The organism is Halomonas ventosae (assembly GCF_004363555.1).
GTDB classification, from domain to species: Bacteria; Pseudomonadota; Gammaproteobacteria; order Pseudomonadales; family Halomonadaceae; genus Halomonas; species Halomonas ventosae.
Genome location: NZ_SNZJ01000003.1, coordinates 205,326 through 221,342, shown reverse-complemented (window position 1 = coordinate 221,342; position 16,017 = coordinate 205,326). Strand labels below are relative to the sequence as shown.

At 69.0% G+C, this 16,017-nt stretch carries 19 protein-coding genes; 11 read left to right on the top strand and 8 right to left on the bottom strand.

Going from position 1 to position 16,017, the window contains the following annotated elements:
• The 7 genes from DFP85_RS03785 to DFP85_RS03755 all read left to right on the top strand — a co-directional run bounded on the left by DFP85_RS03785 (position 1) and on the right by DFP85_RS03755 (position 7,256).
• On the top strand, positions 1-1,035 hold the full coding sequence (locus tag DFP85_RS03785; RefSeq protein WP_133634986.1) for a histone deacetylase family protein: 1,035 nt from the start codon (positions 1-3) through the stop codon (positions 1,033-1,035).
• A gap of 26 nt (positions 1,036-1,061) precedes the next feature.
• Positions 1,062-1,418 (top strand): RidA family protein, encoded by a 357-nt coding sequence (locus DFP85_RS03780; protein WP_133634985.1) that lies wholly within the window; start codon positions 1,062-1,064, stop codon positions 1,416-1,418.
• Between the two features lies 1 nt (position 1,419).
• Positions 1,420-2,361, top strand: a complete 942-nt coding sequence (lhpI, locus tag DFP85_RS03775; RefSeq protein ID WP_133634984.1) for a bifunctional Delta(1)-pyrroline-2-carboxylate/Delta(1)-piperideine-2-carboxylate reductase — start codon at positions 1,420-1,422, stop codon at positions 2,359-2,361.
• Positions 2,358-3,503 carry a class II histone deacetylase gene (locus DFP85_RS03770; protein WP_133634983.1) on the top strand — a complete coding sequence of 382 codons (1,146 nt, stop codon included), beginning with the start codon at positions 2,358-2,360 and terminating at the stop codon, positions 3,501-3,503. Before lhpI ends, DFP85_RS03770 begins: the two co-directional genes overlap by 4 nt.
• Before the next feature lie 45 nt (positions 3,504-3,548).
• Positions 3,549-4,517 (top strand): branched-chain amino acid transaminase, encoded by a 969-nt coding sequence (locus tag DFP85_RS03765; protein WP_133634982.1) that lies wholly within the window; start codon positions 3,549-3,551, stop codon positions 4,515-4,517.
• Between the two features lie 82 nt (positions 4,518-4,599).
• A complete protein-coding gene (locus DFP85_RS03760; protein ID WP_243737192.1) occupies positions 4,600-5,619 on the top strand; it encodes an Lnb N-terminal periplasmic domain-containing protein in 1,020 nt (339 codons plus the stop codon).
• Positions 5,620-5,906: 287 nt separating this feature from the next.
• Entirely contained in the window at positions 5,907-7,256 is a 1,350-nt protein-coding gene (locus DFP85_RS03755) for a Na+/H+ antiporter family protein (protein WP_133634980.1), read from the top strand.
• 59 nt (positions 7,257-7,315) lie between these two features.
• Here the strand turns inward: DFP85_RS03755 and DFP85_RS03750 are convergent, their stop codons facing one another.
• From DFP85_RS03750 to DFP85_RS03735, 4 genes are all read right to left on the bottom strand, one after another.
• Positions 7,316-8,050 carry an RNA methyltransferase gene (locus DFP85_RS03750; protein ID WP_133634979.1) on the bottom strand — a complete coding sequence of 245 codons (735 nt, stop codon included), beginning with the start codon at positions 8,048-8,050 and terminating at the stop codon, positions 7,316-7,318.
• 233 nt (positions 8,051-8,283) lie between these two features.
• Positions 8,284-9,927 carry a chaperonin GroEL gene (gene groL / locus DFP85_RS03745; RefSeq protein ID WP_133634978.1) on the bottom strand — a complete coding sequence of 548 codons (1,644 nt, stop codon included), beginning with the start codon at positions 9,925-9,927 and terminating at the stop codon, positions 8,284-8,286.
• A 63-nt stretch (positions 9,928-9,990) separates the two neighbouring features.
• Entirely contained in the window at positions 9,991-10,284 is a 294-nt protein-coding gene (locus DFP85_RS03740; RefSeq protein WP_010628243.1) for a co-chaperone GroES, read from the bottom strand.
• A gap of 210 nt (positions 10,285-10,494) precedes the next feature.
• The gene (locus DFP85_RS03735) at positions 10,495-11,034 is read right to left on the bottom strand and encodes an FxsA family protein (RefSeq protein WP_133634977.1); all 540 of its coding nucleotides are present in this window, start codon (positions 11,032-11,034) and stop codon (positions 10,495-10,497) included.
• 220 nt (positions 11,035-11,254) lie between these two features.
• Here DFP85_RS03735 and DFP85_RS03730 point away from each other — a divergent pair, with 220 nt between their 5' ends.
• The gene (locus tag DFP85_RS03730; protein WP_133634976.1) at positions 11,255-12,016 is read left to right on the top strand and encodes an SDR family oxidoreductase; all 762 of its coding nucleotides are present in this window, start codon (positions 11,255-11,257) and stop codon (positions 12,014-12,016) included.
• 75 nt (positions 12,017-12,091) lie between these two features.
• Here DFP85_RS03730 and DFP85_RS03725 read toward each other — a convergent pair whose 3' ends face one another.
• Positions 12,092-12,382 carry a ComEA family DNA-binding protein gene (locus tag DFP85_RS03725; RefSeq protein ID WP_279512917.1) on the bottom strand — a complete coding sequence of 97 codons (291 nt, stop codon included), beginning with the start codon at positions 12,380-12,382 and terminating at the stop codon, positions 12,092-12,094.
• Between the two features lie 215 nt (positions 12,383-12,597).
• Here DFP85_RS03725 and pyrF point away from each other — a divergent pair, with 215 nt between their 5' ends.
• Complete coding sequence (gene pyrF / locus DFP85_RS03720; protein ID WP_133634975.1) at positions 12,598-13,299, top strand: orotidine-5'-phosphate decarboxylase; 702 nt, start codon at positions 12,598-12,600, stop codon at positions 13,297-13,299.
• A gap of 6 nt (positions 13,300-13,305) precedes the next feature.
• On the opposite strand, the gene lapB is transcribed toward pyrF, so the two are convergent.
• The 3 genes from lapB to DFP85_RS03705 are packed head-to-tail and all read right to left on the bottom strand — an operon-like array spanning position 13,306 to position 15,145.
• On the bottom strand, positions 13,306-14,490 hold the full coding sequence (lapB, locus tag DFP85_RS03715) for a lipopolysaccharide assembly protein LapB (RefSeq protein WP_133634974.1): 1,185 nt from the start codon (positions 14,488-14,490) through the stop codon (positions 13,306-13,308).
• Between the two features lies 1 nt (position 14,491).
• The gene (locus DFP85_RS03710; RefSeq protein WP_106231565.1) at positions 14,492-14,797 is read right to left on the bottom strand and encodes a lipopolysaccharide assembly protein LapA domain-containing protein; all 306 of its coding nucleotides are present in this window, start codon (positions 14,795-14,797) and stop codon (positions 14,492-14,494) included.
• A 51-nt stretch (positions 14,798-14,848) separates the two neighbouring features.
• Positions 14,849-15,145: an integration host factor subunit beta gene (locus DFP85_RS03705; protein ID WP_040187190.1), complete on the bottom strand. Its 297-nt coding sequence runs from the start codon at positions 15,143-15,145 to the stop codon at positions 14,849-14,851.
• 201 nt (positions 15,146-15,346) lie between these two features.
• On the opposite strand from DFP85_RS03705, the gene DFP85_RS03700 reads away from it, so the two are divergent.
• The gene (locus DFP85_RS03700) at positions 15,347-15,640 is read left to right on the top strand and encodes an FAD assembly factor SdhE (protein ID WP_133634973.1); all 294 of its coding nucleotides are present in this window, start codon (positions 15,347-15,349) and stop codon (positions 15,638-15,640) included.
• Complete coding sequence (locus DFP85_RS03695; RefSeq protein ID WP_133634972.1) at positions 15,600-15,998, top strand: protein YgfX; 399 nt, start codon at positions 15,600-15,602, stop codon at positions 15,996-15,998. The genes DFP85_RS03700 and DFP85_RS03695 overlap by 41 nt, the downstream gene beginning before the upstream one ends.
• Positions 15,999-16,017: the final 19 nt, after the last annotated feature.

Genomic DNA, 16,017 nt, shown 5'->3' with positions numbered 1-16,017 from the left:
ATGAAGCTCTTCTATCACCCCGACCAGGAACGCCACGCGCCGCCGACCTTCCTGCTGCGCGGCCGGCCGGTGGACTCTCCGGAAGGGCCGGTGCGGGCCGAGCTGCTGACCCGGGGGCTGGCCTCCATGGGCCTCTCCATGACACCACCCACCGAGGTCGACAGCGCGCGGCTGAGAGACCGCCTGGCCAGGATCCATGCCCCGCGCTATCTCGACTTCCTCGAGACCATCCATGCCCGCTGGCGGGCGCTGCCGGATGCGGCCGAGATCGTGGCGCCCAATGTCCACCCCTGTGGGGGCGGGCACCACTATCCTCGGCATCCGGTGGGGCTGGTGGGCTGGCACATGCATGACATGGCCTGCCCGATGACCGCCGACAGCTTTGCCGGCATCCTGGCCAGTGCCGCCAGCGCCGAGGCCGCCGCCGACGCCGTGCTGACCGGCGAGCCCTCGGCCTATGCCCTGTGCCGGCCGCCTGGCCACCATGCCGGCCCCGAGCGGGCCGGGGGCTTCTGCTTTCTCAACAACTCGGCGCTGGCCGCCACGGTGCTGCGCGAGCATCACGATCGCGTGGCGATCCTCGACGTGGACCTCCACCACGGCAACGGCACCCAGGACATCTTCTACGACCGCGGCGATGTCTGGACCGGTTCCCTGCATGCCGATCCCGCCGACTTCTATCCCTTCTTCTGGGGGGGTGCCGGCGAACACGGCGACGGCGACGGGCAGGGCGCCAACGTCAACCTGCCGTTGCCCCTGGGCAGCGACGGCGCGACCTTCCTGGCGACGCTGGACCGCCTGATCGAGCACCTGGGCGGCTTCCGTCCCCAGGCGCTGGTGGTAGCCCTGGGGCTCGATGCCCACAAGGACGACCCGCTGGCCGGCCTGGCCCTGGAGACCGAGGACTTCACCGAGATCGGGCGGCGCCTGGCCGCCATCGACCTGCCCACCGTGCTGGTGCAGGAGGGGGGCTACCCCACCGCGCACCTGGGCGATAACCTGGCCGCCTTCCTGGGCGGCTATACCGCAGCCTGACTGCCATCCCGACGAGAGACCACGCCATGACCGTCACCTATCACGACAGCAATGCCCGCATGAGCCAGATCACCGTGCACAACGGCACCGTCTACCTGGCCGGCCAGGTGCCGACCGACCCCTCCGCCGACATGCGTGGCCAGACCGAGCAGGTGCTCTCCCGCATCGACAGCCTGCTGGCCAAGGCCGGCACCTCCAAGGAGCACCTGGTCGCCGCCCAGATCTGGGTCACCAGCATGGCCGAGTTCGACCAGATGAATGCCGCCTGGGATGGCTGGGTGGTGCCGGGACGCCCGCCGGTGCGCGCCGCCGTCGAGGCCAAGCTCGCCAAGCCCGAGTGGAAGGTGGAGATCATGGTCACCGCGGCGCTGCCGGAGGCCTGAGATGCGCATCATCACTGCCGAGGAGGTGTCGGCCTCGCTGGCCTGGCCGGCACTGGTCGAGCGGCTGGCCACCACCTTCCGTGAGGGGGTGGAGTCGCCGCCGCGACACCACCACGCCATGCACCGCCCCGATGGTGAGGCCACCATGCTGCTGATGCCGGCCTGGGAGCGGGCCGGCTACATCGGCGTGAAGATGGTCAACGTCTTCCCGCAGAATGCCGACCACGGGCTCCCGGCCATCGCCGGCGTCTACCTGCTCAGCGAGGGCTCCCACGGGCGCCCCCTGGCCTGCATCGACGGCGGCGAGCTGACCCGGCGGCGCACCGCGGCAGCCTCGGCCCTGGCGGCCCGGGAACTGGCCCGGGACGATGCCGCGACCCTGCTGGTGGTGGGCACCGGCAAGCTGGCCCCCATGGTGATCGAGGCGCATGCCGCGGTGCGGCCCATCACCCGGGTTCGGGTCTGGGGGCGCAACCCCGCCAAGGCCGAGCAAGTGGCCGCCGACTATGCCGACCGCTTCGACAGCGCCGCGGTCACCGACCTCGAGGCGGCGACCGGCGAGGCGGACATCGTCAGCTGCGTGACGCTCTCCACCGCGCCGCTGATCCGTGGCGCCTGGCTTGCGCCCGGCACCCACCTCGACCTGATCGGGGCCTTCCGGCCGACCATGCGCGAGACCGATGCCGAGTGCCTGTCCCGCAGCGAGGTGTTCGTCGACACCTATGCCGGGGCCCGGGGTGAGGCGGGCGACATCCTGCAGGCCATCGACGAGGGGGGCTTCACCTTCGACGCCATCCGCGGCGAGCTCGCCGAGCTGCTGCGCGGCGAGCGGGCGGGACGCTCCTCGGCCGACGCCATCACCCTGTTCAAGTCGGTGGGCGCCTCGCTGGAGGATCTGGCCGCGGCCATCGAAGTGTGGGAACGTCAGGAGGGCCATGAATGACGGTGGCACGCACCGGAGCACCGGCCGCCGCAACGCCGGCCGCAGGCTTCTTCTGGCACGAGCGCTGCTTCTGGCACGACCCGGGGGCCATCGGGGTCTTCTCGGCTCCCGGCGAGTTCCTGCAGCCGCAGCCGGCCTCGGAGAGCCCGGAGAGCAAGCGGCGGCTGAAGAACCTGATGGAGGTCTCCGGGTTGATCGACGCGCTGGCGGTGCGCAAGCCGCCGCCGGCTCGCCGCGAGGATCTCGAGCGCTTCCATACGCCCCGCTACCTGGCGACGCTGGAGGCCGGCGACCGGGGCCGCGGCGGCGATGGCGGCGACTGCGCCCCCTTCACGCCCGGCAGCCTGGCTGCCGCCTGCCAGTCGGCGGGGCTGGCCATCGCCGCGGTCGAGGCCGTGGCAACCGGGGAACTGACACACGCCTATGCGCTCTGTCGACCCCCCGGCCACCATGCCGAGGCCGACCGCGGACGGGGCTTCTGCCTGCTGGGCAACATCCCGGTGGCGGTGATGCGGGCGCGTGCCCTGGGCCAGGCGGGGCGGGTGGCGATCCTCGACTGGGACGTGCACCACGGCAACGGCCAGCAGGCAGCGTTCTACTCGGACCCCGAGGTGTTCACGGTCTCGATCCACCAGGCGGGCAACTATCCGCTGGATACCGGCACCTTCGAGGAGCAGGGGGAGGGGGCCGGCGAGGGTGCCTGCCTCAACCTGCCGCTGCCGCCCGGCTGCGGTCTCGGGGCCTACGACCACGCCATGACCGAGCTGGTGCTGCCGGCGATCGAGGCCTTCGCGCCCGAGCTGATCGTGGTGGCCTGCGGCTATGACGCCTGCGCCAAGGATCCGCTGGGCAAGATGCTGCTCAACAGCACGGCCTTCGCGCGCATGACTCGCCAGGTCCGCGAGCTGGCCGATCGCCTCTGCGAAGGGCGGCTGGTGATGGTCCACGAGGGCGGCTATTCGGAGGGCTATGTCCCGCTGTGCGGCCACGCGGTCGTCCAGGCCCTGGCCGACAGCGACATCACGGTGCCCGACCCCCAGGACGAGGAGATCGCCGCCTGGCCCTACCAGGCCGTGCAGCCCCACCAGCGCGAGCTGATCGACGGCTGGCGCGCGGCCTGGGCCGCGGCCGGCCGGCTCTGAGCCCGTTTTCGATGACCGACTCTTTCACGTCAGGAGCCCACGCCCATGACACCGCTCTATGATCGCGACGGCTGGATCTGGCATGACGGCGAGTGGCTGCCGTGGCGCGATGCCCGCACCCATATGCTGACCCATAGCCTGCACTACGGCATGGGCTGCTTCGAGGGCGTGCGCGCCTATGACGGCCCGCGGGGCACGCACCTGTTCCGGGTGGCGGAGCACACCCGGCGACTGCTGGATAGCGCCCACGCCCTAGATATACCGTTATCCTTCGATGACGAGTCGCTGATCGAGGCCCAGCGTCAGTGCCTGGCACGCAATGGCCTGACCAATGCCTATCTCAAGCCGACGGTCTTCCTCGGCGCCGAGGGGCTGGGGCTCAGGGCGAAGGGGCTCACCACGCATGTGATGATCGCCGCCTGGGACCTGGGCGACTACATCTCGCCCGAGGCCGCTGCCATCGGCCTGCGCGCGCTGACCTCCTCCTGGGCACGCCACCATGTCAACATCAGCCTGTGCCGGGCCAAGACCAACGGCCACTACGTCAACTCGATCCTGGCGCTCAACACCGCCGTGAAGGCGGGCTTCGACGAGACGATCATGCTCGACCCGGAGGGGTATGTCGCCGAGGCCTCGGCGGCCAATGTCTTCCTGCTCCGCGACGGCGTGCTGCATACCCCGGAGGTGACCTCCTGCCTGCAGGGCATCACGCGCGACAGCGTGATCCGCCTGGCCCGGGAGGTGCTGGGCATCGAGGTGCGCGAGCGACGCATCACCCGCGACGAGCTCTATACCGCCGACGAGGCCTTCGTCACCGGGACCGCGGCCGAGCTGCTACCGTTACGCGAGCTCGATGGCCGGCATATCGGCGCCCGGGCCGGGGCGCCGCCGCCGGACAAGCCCATCGCCGAGGCGTCGCTGACCGCCCGGCTGCAGCGGCTCTATCACCGGGTCACCCGTGGCGATCTGGGCGATGACCTGCAGGGCTTCGCCGGCTGGCTGACCGACGCCTGAGCCGCCGGCCACCCACGTTGACATCCGGCCCTGCCGGCCGTGGTAGCCTCGCGCTACCACGCTCGCAAGGACGACGATGATCATGGCCCTGCTGGACGGCATCCTGTGCCTGGCGTTGCTGCTCGCCACCCTCTGGGGAGCGCTGGCCCTGGGCCATCGCCTGGTGCTTCCGTGGGCCTGGCGGTGGCTGGTGATGGCGCTCTGGCTACTGGCGGGCGGTATCTGGCTGTGGCTGGCCTGGCAGGGCGCGCGGCTGGGGCCGGTTGCCGCCATGGTGGTGCAGATGACCGCGCTGCTGGCCTGGTGGCGGCGCCTGATGCCGGCGAAGGACCTGGCCTGGGCCGAGGATGTCGCCCACCTGGCGACGGGGGACGTCGAGGGGCAGCGGTTGATCCTGCACCGGGTGCGCCACTTTGACTGGCAGACGCCGAACGATGCCCGTGGAGGCTGGGAGCGGCGCGTCTTTGATCTGCGTCGGCTGAACTCGGTCGACCTGTTCGTCTCGAGCTGGGGCCGGCCGGGTATCGCCCACGTGCTGGTCTCCTTCGGCTTTTCCGCTGAGGGGGCGGCCGAGGAGGAGTTCGTGGCCTTCTCGGTGGAGGTGCGCCGCGTGCGCCACGAGCGCTTCTCGGAGATCGGCGGCTTCTTCAAGCAGTACGAGCTGGCGATCATCGCGGCCGACGAACGCGACGCCGTGCGCCTGCGCAGCAACGTGCGGGGCGAGCGGGTCACCCTCTACCATGTCACCCTTCCGCCCGAGGCCCGTCGCGATCTGCTGCTGGCCCTGGTGGCGGCGGCCAACGACCTGGAGCGCGAACCGCGCTTCTACCACACCATCACCGCCAACTGCACCACGCTGGTGTTCGCCATGATGCGCCAGATCATCGAGGGACTGCCGCTGGACCATCGCCTGCTGCTCAGTGGCCTGCTGCCGGGCTACATCCATGACCATGGCGGCCTGGTGGACGGCTACTCCCTGCACGAGCTGCGCCGCCTGGGGGACATCACCGAGCGCGCCCGGCAGGCCCATGACGCCCCCGACTTCTCCCGCCGGATACGCGAGGGGGTTCCCGGTTGGGCGTCGCCGGACCTCCGCCCATGAAAAACGCCACGACGCGGGCGTCGTGGCGGCATGTCCCTACTCCCTGGGCATCCTCCCGATGCCGTTCTCCCTGGGGGGCGTCCTGCCCCCTCGCGTCCCTGGCGACATTCCCGGCAGTGTCCCTTGCCCGTCCCCGATGTTATCGCCGATCCCCGTGACAGCGCCGTGATGGCCGGATGACGGTTGCGTGACAACCGGGGGCAAGCCGTGCCGGCAGGTCGGGGCTGCTTCTGGTAGAATCCTGCGCCGTTTCGTCTCAACCCAACTCCTTTTTCGGGAAAGCTGTCATGAATGCAGTAATCATTGCGGTGCTGGTGATGGTGGGCCTGTCGCTGTCACGGGTCTCGGTGGTCTTTGCGCTGGTGGTCGGTGCGCTGGTCGGCGGGCTGGTCGGCGGGCTCTCCATCGAGGCGACCCTGGCGGCCTTCAATGACGGCGTGGGCGGGGGCGCCAAGGTGGCGCTGGCCTACGCGACCCTCGGGGCCTTTGCGGTGGCCATCTCGCGCTCCGGGCTGCCGGACCTGCTGGCTCGCCGCTTGATCCGGCTGCTCGGCCAGGAGGCCTCGGCGAGTCGCCAGGCCACCGTGAAGTACCTGCTGCTCGGCGCGGTGCTGCTGGTCTCGATCTCTTCCCAGAACCTGATCCCGGTGCACATCGCCTTCATCCCGATCCTCATCCCGCCGCTGCTCAAGGTGATGAACCAGCTGCGCCTGGACCGGCGTGCCGTGGCCTGTGCCCTGACCTTCGGCCTCACTGCCCCCTACATGCTGCTGCCGGTGGGCTTCGGGGCGATCTTTCTCAATGACATCCTGCTGGCCAACATCAACCAGGCCGGGGAGGCGCTGGGTCTCGAGATCACTCGCGGCATGGTGCCCCTGGCCATGGGCGTGCCGGTGGGGGGCATGGCACTGGGCCTGCTGGTGGCGCTCTTCGTCAGCTATCGCCAGCCGCGAGACTACGAGGCGCTCGATGTGGCCACCAGCAACGTGCCGCACCACCATCCCGAGGTGCACGAGCCGTACGCCCTGGGGCTTGCCATGTCGGTGGTGGCGATCGTCGCTGCCCTGGGCATCCAGCTGTGGACGGGGTCGATGATCCTGGGTGGCCTGGTGGGCTTCGCGCTGCTCTCGGTGGGCGGCATCTTCAAGTGGCGGGAGGCCGATGACCTCTTCACCAGCGGCATGCGCATGATGGCGCTGATCGGCTTCATCATGATCTCCGCCTCCGGCTTCGCCGCGGTGATGACCGCCACCGGGCAGATCGAGACCCTGGTGGACTCCAGCGTCGAGGTGATCGGCGACAACCGCGGCCTGGCCGCACTGCTGATGCTGCTGGTGGGGCTCTTCATCACCCTGGGCATCGGCTCGTCGTTCTCCACCATCCCCATCATCGCGGCGATCTTCGTGCCCCTGGCGGTGCAGTTCGGCTTCTCGCCGCTGGCCACGGTGGCGCTGGTGGGGACCGCCGCGGCGCTGGGGGATGCCGGCTCGCCGGCCTCGGACTCCACCCTGGGGCCGACCTCGGGCCTCAACGTCGACCGCCAGCACGACCACATCTGGGACAGCGTGGTGCCCACCTTCCTGCACTACAACATCCCGCTGATCGCCTTCGGCTGGCTGGCGGCGATGACCCTCTGATCGCGCTCCCTGCATGATCGACGACGGCGGCCCTGGGGCCGCCGTCGCTGTTTCTGCTGTCATGACTCGGGAAGGTGGCTCTCCAGGGAGGCCAGCAGGCCGCGCAGCAGCGAGAGCTCCTTGCGATTTGGCCGGGCCCGGGCGAACAGTGCCTCGAGCTGGTCCTCGGTGCGGGCATGGGGCTGGGTGATGAACCCGCTGTGCCGCATCACCCGGCGCAGGTGGTCATGGAAGTGGCCGAGCTGCTCACGGGTCGGCTGGCGCTCCTGCGCCGGCCGCGGTGGGCGGTAGCCGCTGTCGGGGCGGCGCCGCCAGGCGGTGAAGAGCTCGTGGGCCAGGACCTGCACTGCCTGGGAGAGGTTGAGGATGCCGTAGTCGGGATTGGCGGGGATGCTCACCTGGTGGCTGCAGCAGCGGATCTCGTCGTTGGTCAGGCCGAAGCGCTCGCGGCCGAACACCAGCGCCACCGGATTCTGGCTGGCCTCGCCCACCAGCTCCCGGGCCATCTCATCCGGCTCGTCGAAGTGGGGCAGCGGCAGGCTGCGCAGCCGCGCGCTGGCCCCCACGACCTGGACGCAGTCGCTTACCGCCTCGGCCAGCGAGCCGACCACCCGGGCGCTGTCGACCAGGTCCTCGGCGCCCGCGGCCAGTCGCGAGGCCTCGGGATCGGGGAGCCGGCGGGGATTGACCAGCACCAGGTCGGTCAGGCCCATGGTCTTCATGGCCCGGGCCGAGGCGCCGATGTTGCCGGGGTGGTAGGTCTGGACGAGGACGATGCGGATGTTCGATAGCATGGGGCTCGGGAAGGCCTGGTGGTGATAGGAGTCAGGGCGGGTATCTTACCGCGCCAAGCCGCCAAGCCGCCAAGCCGCCAAGCCGCCAAGCCGCCAAGCCGCCAAGCCGCCAAGCCGCCAGGTCGGGGTTGCTTGGTGCCTGGCGCTGGCACTAAAAAACCCCGCCGGCGAGAGCCGGCGGGGTCTGTCTCAGGGCTTGCCTTGAAGGGCAGTGCCTGGGGCAGGGGGCTGGTTTACATCATGCCGCCCATGCCACCCATGCCACCCATGCCACCCATGTCCGGCGCGGCGTCCTTCTCGTCCGGGTCGTCGGCGATCATGGCCTCGGTGGTGATCATGAGGCCGGCAACGGAACCAGCGGACTGCAGGGCAGAGCGGGTCACCTTGGCCGGGTCCAGCACGCCCATCTCGAACATGTCGCCGAACTCGCCGGTCTGGGCGTTGTAGCCGTAGTTGCCTTCGCCTTCCTTCACCTTGTTGAGGATCACGGAGGCTTCCTGACCGGCGTTGGTGACGATCTGGCGCAGCGGGGCTTCCATGGCGCGCAGCGCCAGGGCGATGCCGTGGTTCTGGTCCTCGTTGTCACCCTTGAGGCCGGCGAGCTTGGTCAGCACGCGCACCAGGGCCGTACCGCCCCCGGGCACCACGCCTTCCTCGACGGCGGCGCGGGTGGAGTGCAGTGCGTCCTCGACGCGGGCCTTCTTCTCCTTCATCTCGATCTCGGTGGCGGCACCGACACGGATGACGGCTACACCGCCGGCGAGCTTGGCGACGCGCTCCTGGAGCTTCTCGCGATCGTAGTCGGAGGAAGTCTCCTCGATCTGCGCGCGGATCTGGCCGACGCGGGCCTCGATGTCACCGTCCTTGCCGGCGCCGTCGATGAGGGTGGTGTTCTCCTTGGACATGGTCACGCGCTTGGCGGTGCCCAGGTGGTCCAGGGTGGCCTGCTCGAGGGTCAGGCCGACTTCCTCGGAGATCACGGTGCCGCCGGTGAGGATGGCGATGTCCTGCAGCATGGCCTTGCGACGGTCACCGAAGCCCGGTGCCTTGGCGGCCGCGACCTTGACGATGCCACGCATGGTGTTGACCACCAGGGTAGCCAGCGCCTCGCCCTCGATGTCCTCGGCGATGATCACCAGCGGCTTGCCGGCCTTGGCGACGGCTTCCAGCGTCGGCAGCAGCTCGCGGATGTTGGAAATCTTCTTGTCGACCAGCAGGATGTAGGGGTCTTCCAGCTCGACCGCCATGGTGTCCTGATTGGTGACGAAGTAGGGCGAGAGGTAGCCACGGTCGAACTGCATGCCTTCCACGACATCCAGCTCGTCCTCGAAGCCACGACCCTCGTCGACGGTGATCACGCCTTCCTTGCCGACCTTCTCCATGGCGTCTGCGATGATCTCGCCGATGCGCTTGTCACCATTGGCGGAGATGGTGCCGACCTGGGCGATGGCCTTGGAGTCGGTGCAGGGCACGGACAGCTCCTGGACACCCTGGACGGCGGCGGCCACGGCCTGGTCGATGCCGCGCTTGAGGTCCATCGGGTTCATGCCGGCGGTGACGGCCTTCATGCCCTCGGTGACGATGGTCTGGGCCAGCACGGTGGCGGTGGTGGTGCCGTCGCCGGCCACGTCGGAGGTCTTGGAAGCGACTTCCTTGACCATCTGGGCGCCCATGTTCTCGAACTTGTCCTTGAGCTCGATCTCCTTGGCCACGGAGACGCCATCCTTGGTCACGGTCGGTGCACCGAAGGACTTCTCCAGCACCACGTTGCGGCCCTTCGGCCCCAGGGTGACCTTGACGGAGTTGGCCAGGAGGTCGACGCCGCGCGCCATGCGCTTGCGGGCATCATCGGAGAACTTGACTTGTTTTGCTGCCATTTTCGTATGCTTCCTGTGAGTTCGTGAACGTCAGTATCGAGCAGTTGCGGGTCGTGTCCGGGGTCAGCCTTCGACGACGGCCAGGATGTCGGACTCGCTCATGATCAGCACTTCCTCGCCGTCGATCTTCTGCTTCTCGACGCCGAAGCCATCCTTGAAGATCACGGTGTCGCCGACCTTTACGTCGAGAGGACGGACGTCGCCGTTATCGAGGATCCGGCCGTTACCGACGGCCAGTACCTCGCCACGTGTCGGCTTTTCCTGGGCATTTCCCGGAAGCACGATGCCGCCAGCGGTCTTCTGTTCTTCTTCAACGCGACGGATCACGACGCGATCGTGCAAGGGACGGATGTTCATTGCTCACGTTCTCCTGATGGTTTGCTGTGCCAGGACATTGTCCGGGCGGTTTTCATCATCTACCCGCAGCCATGCTGCGGGGTGGAGGCGGGGTTCGCCTTCCTTGTCGATGGCTCGGGGGTCAACCCGTGCCGAATCCTGATGCTGTCGGATAAGTGGGGCTCGGCATTGGGCTTTCAAGGCCCCACCGGAAAATTTTTTGTGCCCCGTTCAGCGCCTGTCGTCACGCGAGATGAACTCGCCCTCGAGAGGCGCGTCCTGACGGTCGCCAGGCGACGCCGTGTCCTGCTCGTCGGTGTCCCGCCCGTCGCGGGGCTCCCGATGCGGGCCGGCCTGCTGCCAGTCGGCATCGGTGCCCTGGCGCGGGCGATAGGTTTCGGCATGCACGTGCAGCCCCTTCATGCGTACGCCCACCCAGCCCAGCAGCCTGGCCAGCAGGCGCCGCGCATTCGGGATCAGGCACATGAAGCCCAGGGCGTCGGAGAGGAAGCCGGGGGCCATCAGCAGGGCTCCGCCGAAGATCAGGGCCGCCCCGGTCAACAGTTCGCCCGAGGGGATCTCTCCCTGGGCCATGCGCTCCTGGGCACGGGCGAAGGTCGCCACGCCTTCCCGACGGATAAGGTGCAGGCCGATGAACCCGGTGGCCAAGACCAGTAGCAGGGTGCTCAGCAGGCCGATCTGGCTGCCGACCGAGAAGAGGATGACGAAGTCGAGCAGGGCGAAGAGAGTGAAGAGGACGAGAAAGGGCATGGTGACTCCGCGTGTGGCCGTTGCGCAGGTGATGGGGGCAGGGCAGGAGAATTCAAGCTGTCGCCGCGCCATGCGGCATGATGGAATCTCCTTCCATATTTCGCTATGGTGATGGTGCAGTGCACCATAATAAGGTTATACCGAGAGCCGGTCCCCGAGCCGGCGGCTGCCCGGCAAGCGCGCCGACAGCGCGATTTCCCATTCCCCAGGAGAAGCGCCCATGAAACTCGACAATTCCGTTATCGCCATCACCGGCGGCGCCCGTGGCCTCGGCCTGGCCATGGCACGACGGCTCGGTGGTCAGGGGGCGAGGCTTGCCCTGATGGACATGGATGGCGATACCCTGGACAGTGCCGTCTCCGCCCTGCACGCCGAGGGAATCGAGTCCCGCGGCTTCGTGGTCGACGTGGCCGACGAGGCGTCGGTGACCCAGGCGTTCCGGGATATCGCCGCCTCGCTGGGCCCGATTCACGGCCTGGTCAACAATGCGGGCATCGTGCGGGACGGCCTGCTGGTCAAGGCCAGGGAGGGCAAGGTGGAGAAGACCCTGCCGCTGGAGCAGTGGCAGCAGGTGATCGACGTCAACCTGACCGGGGTCTTCCTGTGCGGGCGCGAGGCGTCGGTGCAGATGATCGAGGCCGGTCACCGGGGCGTCATCGTCAATATCTCGAGCATCTCGCGGGCCGGCAACATGGGCCAGAGCAACTATGCCGCGGCCAAGGCCGGGGTGGTGGCGCTGACCACGACCTGGGCATCGGAACTGGCACGCTACGGCATTCGCGTCGGGGCGGTGGCGCCGGGCTTCATCGAGACGGACATGACCGCCGCGATGCGTGAGGACATGCTCGAGAAGCTGACGGCGGGGGTGCCCCTGGGACGGCTCGGCCAGCCCGAGGACATCGCCGAGAGCGTGGCCTTCATCATGACCAATGACTACTTCACCGGCCGCGTGGTCGAGTGTGACGGTGGCTTGCGTCTCTGACCCGTGGCGACAGGACAGGAAGGGTGACGCCGGCCGCGCGGCCGGCGTCGTCGTGGTTGCCAGGCGAGCCCTCGGTCAGAAGGTCACCTGGTCGGCGAGCCCCTCCACGGTGGCCTCGCCGATGCCACTGACCCGCGTCAGGTCCTCGGCGCTCTCGTAGGGGCCATTCGCCTCCCGGTCCTCGACGATGGCGGCCGCGCGCGTCTCCCCGATCCCGGGCAGTTCGGCCAGCAGTTCGGCGTCTGCGCTGTTGACGTCGATCGGCTCCATCTCCTGGGCCAGCGCCTGGCCGGCGATGAAGGGGGCGAGGCCCAGCAGCATGACCAGCAGCAGGCCGGGCAGGCGTCGCATGATGGCAGTCTTCATGTTCACTCTCCTTGTTCCTGGATGGTCGCGGCCGACACCACGCAGCGCCGGCCTGCCCCTATCAAGCTAGTGGGCCGCTGGCCAAGCCCGTGTCATCGAATGTGACCACGTCTTGTCAGCGATTGCCGAAGGCGCGTCGAAGAGGTCGCGGACATGCGCCGTAGTCCATGGCTGATATACTGGGCCGGTCCGCCCATCCCGACAGGAGCCTGCCCGTGCCCACCGCCTCCCCCCTGATCATCGCCCTCGACTATGCCTCCCTGGACGCTGCCCTGTGCATGGCCGATCGCCTCGATCCCTCACGCTGCCGGCTCAAGGTGGGCAAGGAGCTCTTCACCCGCAGCGGCCCGGAGGTGCTCGATGCCCTGCATGGGCGCGGCTTCGAGGTGTTCCTGGATCTCAAGTTCCACGACATCCCCAATACCGTGGCCGGGGCGGTCCAGGCCGCCGCCGAGCAGGGCGTGTGGATGGTCAACGTGCATGCCAGCGGTGGCCGCCGGATGATGGAGGCGGCCAAGCAGCGCCTGGTCCAGCATGGCCTCACGACCCATCTGATCGCGGTGACGGTGCTGACCAGCATGGAGGCCACCGACCTGGCGGAGGTGGGCATCGCGGCGTCGCCCGCCGACCAGGTCGAGCGCCTGGCCGCGCTGGCCCGTGACAGTGGCATGGATGGGGTGGTCTGCTCGGCACTGGAGGCGTCGCGTCTGCGCGAGCTGTGTGGCAGCGACTTCCTCAAGGTGACCCCGGGCATCCGTCCGAGCTTCGCCGCGGCGGGCGACCAGCGTCGTGTCATGGCCCCGGCCGATGCCATGGCCGCCGGCAGTACCCACCTGGTGGTGGGGCGCCCGGTGACCCAGGCGGAGGAGCCGATGGCTGCCCTGGCCGCCATCGAGACCGAGCTTTCCGGCGGTTGAGCCTGGCTACTGGCCCTCGATACCGGTGATCGGCTTGGTGGTGCCCCAGTTGCGACAGCGGGGGCACAGCCAGTGCAGCCGTTCGCCTGAGAAGCCGCAGCGCCGGCAGCGGTGGCGGGGCAAGGCCTGGACCAGGGTGTGGGTGTGGCGCTGCAGCAGCGCGAGCCGCTCGTCCTCCTCGCCGACGGCGGTGTGCCGGTAGAGGGTCAGCAGGTAGTGCATCGCGCCGAGGCTCGGCGCATGGTCGAGCGACTCGGTGACCAGCGCCAGGGCCTCCCGGTCATCGCCGTGTTGGTGGCGCAGCGTCTCGGCCAGGCGGGTGATCACGCTGGTAGAGGGCCCCTGCTCGAGAAGCTCCTGCAGGCAGCGGATCAGGCCCTCCTCGTCATCCAGCAGCCGGTAGGCGCGGGCCAGGGGCTCGAGGATGGTGGGGGTAAAGGCCGGGTCCTGGTCGGGAATCCGCCTGAGCAGCCGGATGGAGGCCTTGTACTGCCCGGTATCGTGCTCCATGGCGGCCAGCAGCAGGTTGGCGCGCACGCAGTGCGGATCGGTGGCCAGGGCCTGGCGAAGGTGACGCCTGGCCAGCACGGGGCTGGCCGAATGGCGCTCCTGGTCGGCCAGCTCGCAGAGCCAGTGCGCCGCCGCGCGGCGGATGTCCTCGTGCTGGCGGACCAGCCTCGGCAGGGCGACATCCAGCGCCGCCTGCCATTCCCCCTCCCGCTCCAGCAGGTCGGCCAGCAGCCGCCGTGCCGTGTCGCGCAGCTCGTCATCCTGGCTGTCGCGCACCAGGCCCTGCAGCAGGCGCTCGGCGCGGTCGAGCAGCCCCAGGGCGAGGAAGTCACGGGAGAGCTCGAGCTGGACCCTGTCGCTCTGCCCGGCGGTCAGCGTCGGGCGGGCGAGCAGGTTCTGGTGGATCTTCAGGGCACGGTCGGCCTCGCCCCGGGTGCGGAAGAGGTTGCCCAGCGCGAGGTGCGTCTCGATGGTGTCGCTGTTGACCTCCAGCGCGCCGATGAAGGTCTCGATGGCCCGGTCCTGCTGGTCATTGAGCAGGTAGTTGAGGCCGACGAAGTAGTCCCGCGCCAGCGCCGGGGGCTGCGTTCTCCTGCCGGTGTCCTGGCGCTCCCGGCGGCCCAGCCACCAGCCGATGGCAACGGCCACCACCAGCAGGGCCAGCAGGAAGACATCGGGCATTCTAGGGGAGTTCCTTCATCTCCTGGACGCGCAGGCGGTCGAGCTCCTTGCGCTGCTGCTGGTTGTGCCGCTGGGCGCGGGTCAGCAGGGTGCGCAGGCGGAGGTAGACGCCGCTCATGGCGAGCATGCCCAGCAGCACGCCCACGGCCAGCGAGGCCAGCAGCCAGACGGAGAGCGAGGCTGCAGGCAGCTCGATCCAGATCAGGTTGAGGGGCAGGGCCTGCTGGTTGTTGACGGCAAAGAGGATGCCGATCAGCAGCACCGCCAGCAGGATGATGGCCAGGATCAGGCCTTTGAGCCAACGCATGTGCTTGTTCCCATGTCGGTTGAAGGAGAGACGGCGGTCGCTGGGCGCCGCTCAGTAGCCGAGCGCGCGGCTGGCATCCACCTGTTCGCGCAGCTCCTTGCCGGGCTTGAAGTGTGGCACGAACTTGCCGTCGAGTGCGACAGGTTCCCCGGTCTTGGGATTGCGACCCACCCGGGGCTCGCGATAGTGCAGCGAGAAGCTGCCGAAGCCGCGGATCTCCACGCGTCCCCCCTCGGCCAGGGTGTCGGTGATGTCGTCGAGGATCAGGCGTACCGCCGCCTCGACCTCCTTGACCGACAGCTCCGGCTGTCGCATGGCGATCTGTTCGATCAGTTCGGACTTGGTCATCGGCTCTACTCCGTGCGGTCCTGCCTGGGTCGACGCGATCCCGGCGTTGTTGTTTTTCCAAAGCATACTGTGCAACTCTCGAGAAAACAACGCACTACGACCTTTTCTCGAGGCGGCGGAGCGCGCGGAGGCGGCGGGCTGCCGGCGGGGCGGGGCTCGGGTATACTGGCCGCACACTCATCCGACCCAACGAGGCCCACCTTGAACGACGATTCGTCTCCGGAAGCCACCCTCCGCAAGCGCCTCTACTGGCATTCGCGTCGCGGCATGTGGGAGCTGGACCTGCTGTTGATCCCCTTCCTCGAGCAGTGCTATGGCGACCTGGACGAGGCGGACCAGGCGGCCTTCCGGTCACTGATCGAGGAGGAGGACCAGGACCTGTTTGCCTGGCTGATGCGCCGCGAGTGGCCCGAGGATCCGTCGCGGCGCCGCATCGTCAAGATGATCGTCGAGCATGCCGAGACCACCGACAACGATCGCTATCGCAACCTCTAGGCTGTCGCTGGCCGCCCATGGGCTATGCGCCGCGGCGGTCGTCGGCCTGGTAGCGGTGGTGGCCCCGCCCTGGGCCGGTCTGCTGGCGGCAGGGGTACTTGGCGGGGTGCTGGCGACGCTGGCCCTGCGGCGCCCGCGTGGCGAGTTGCGGGGCACGCCGAAGGCGGCGGGTGGCGTGGAGTGGTCCTGGCGCGACAGCGCCGTCCAGGCCTGGCGCCCGGTGAGCCTGCGCTGCGACTACCTCGGGCCCTGGCTGATCGGGCTCAGGCTCGAGGGGCGGCGCCTCTGGCTGTGGCCCGACAGCAGCGACGCGGAGTCGCTGCGTCGCCTGCGCCGAGAGCTGCTGCCGTTGCCCTAGGGCCCCATCAGCCCGGGGG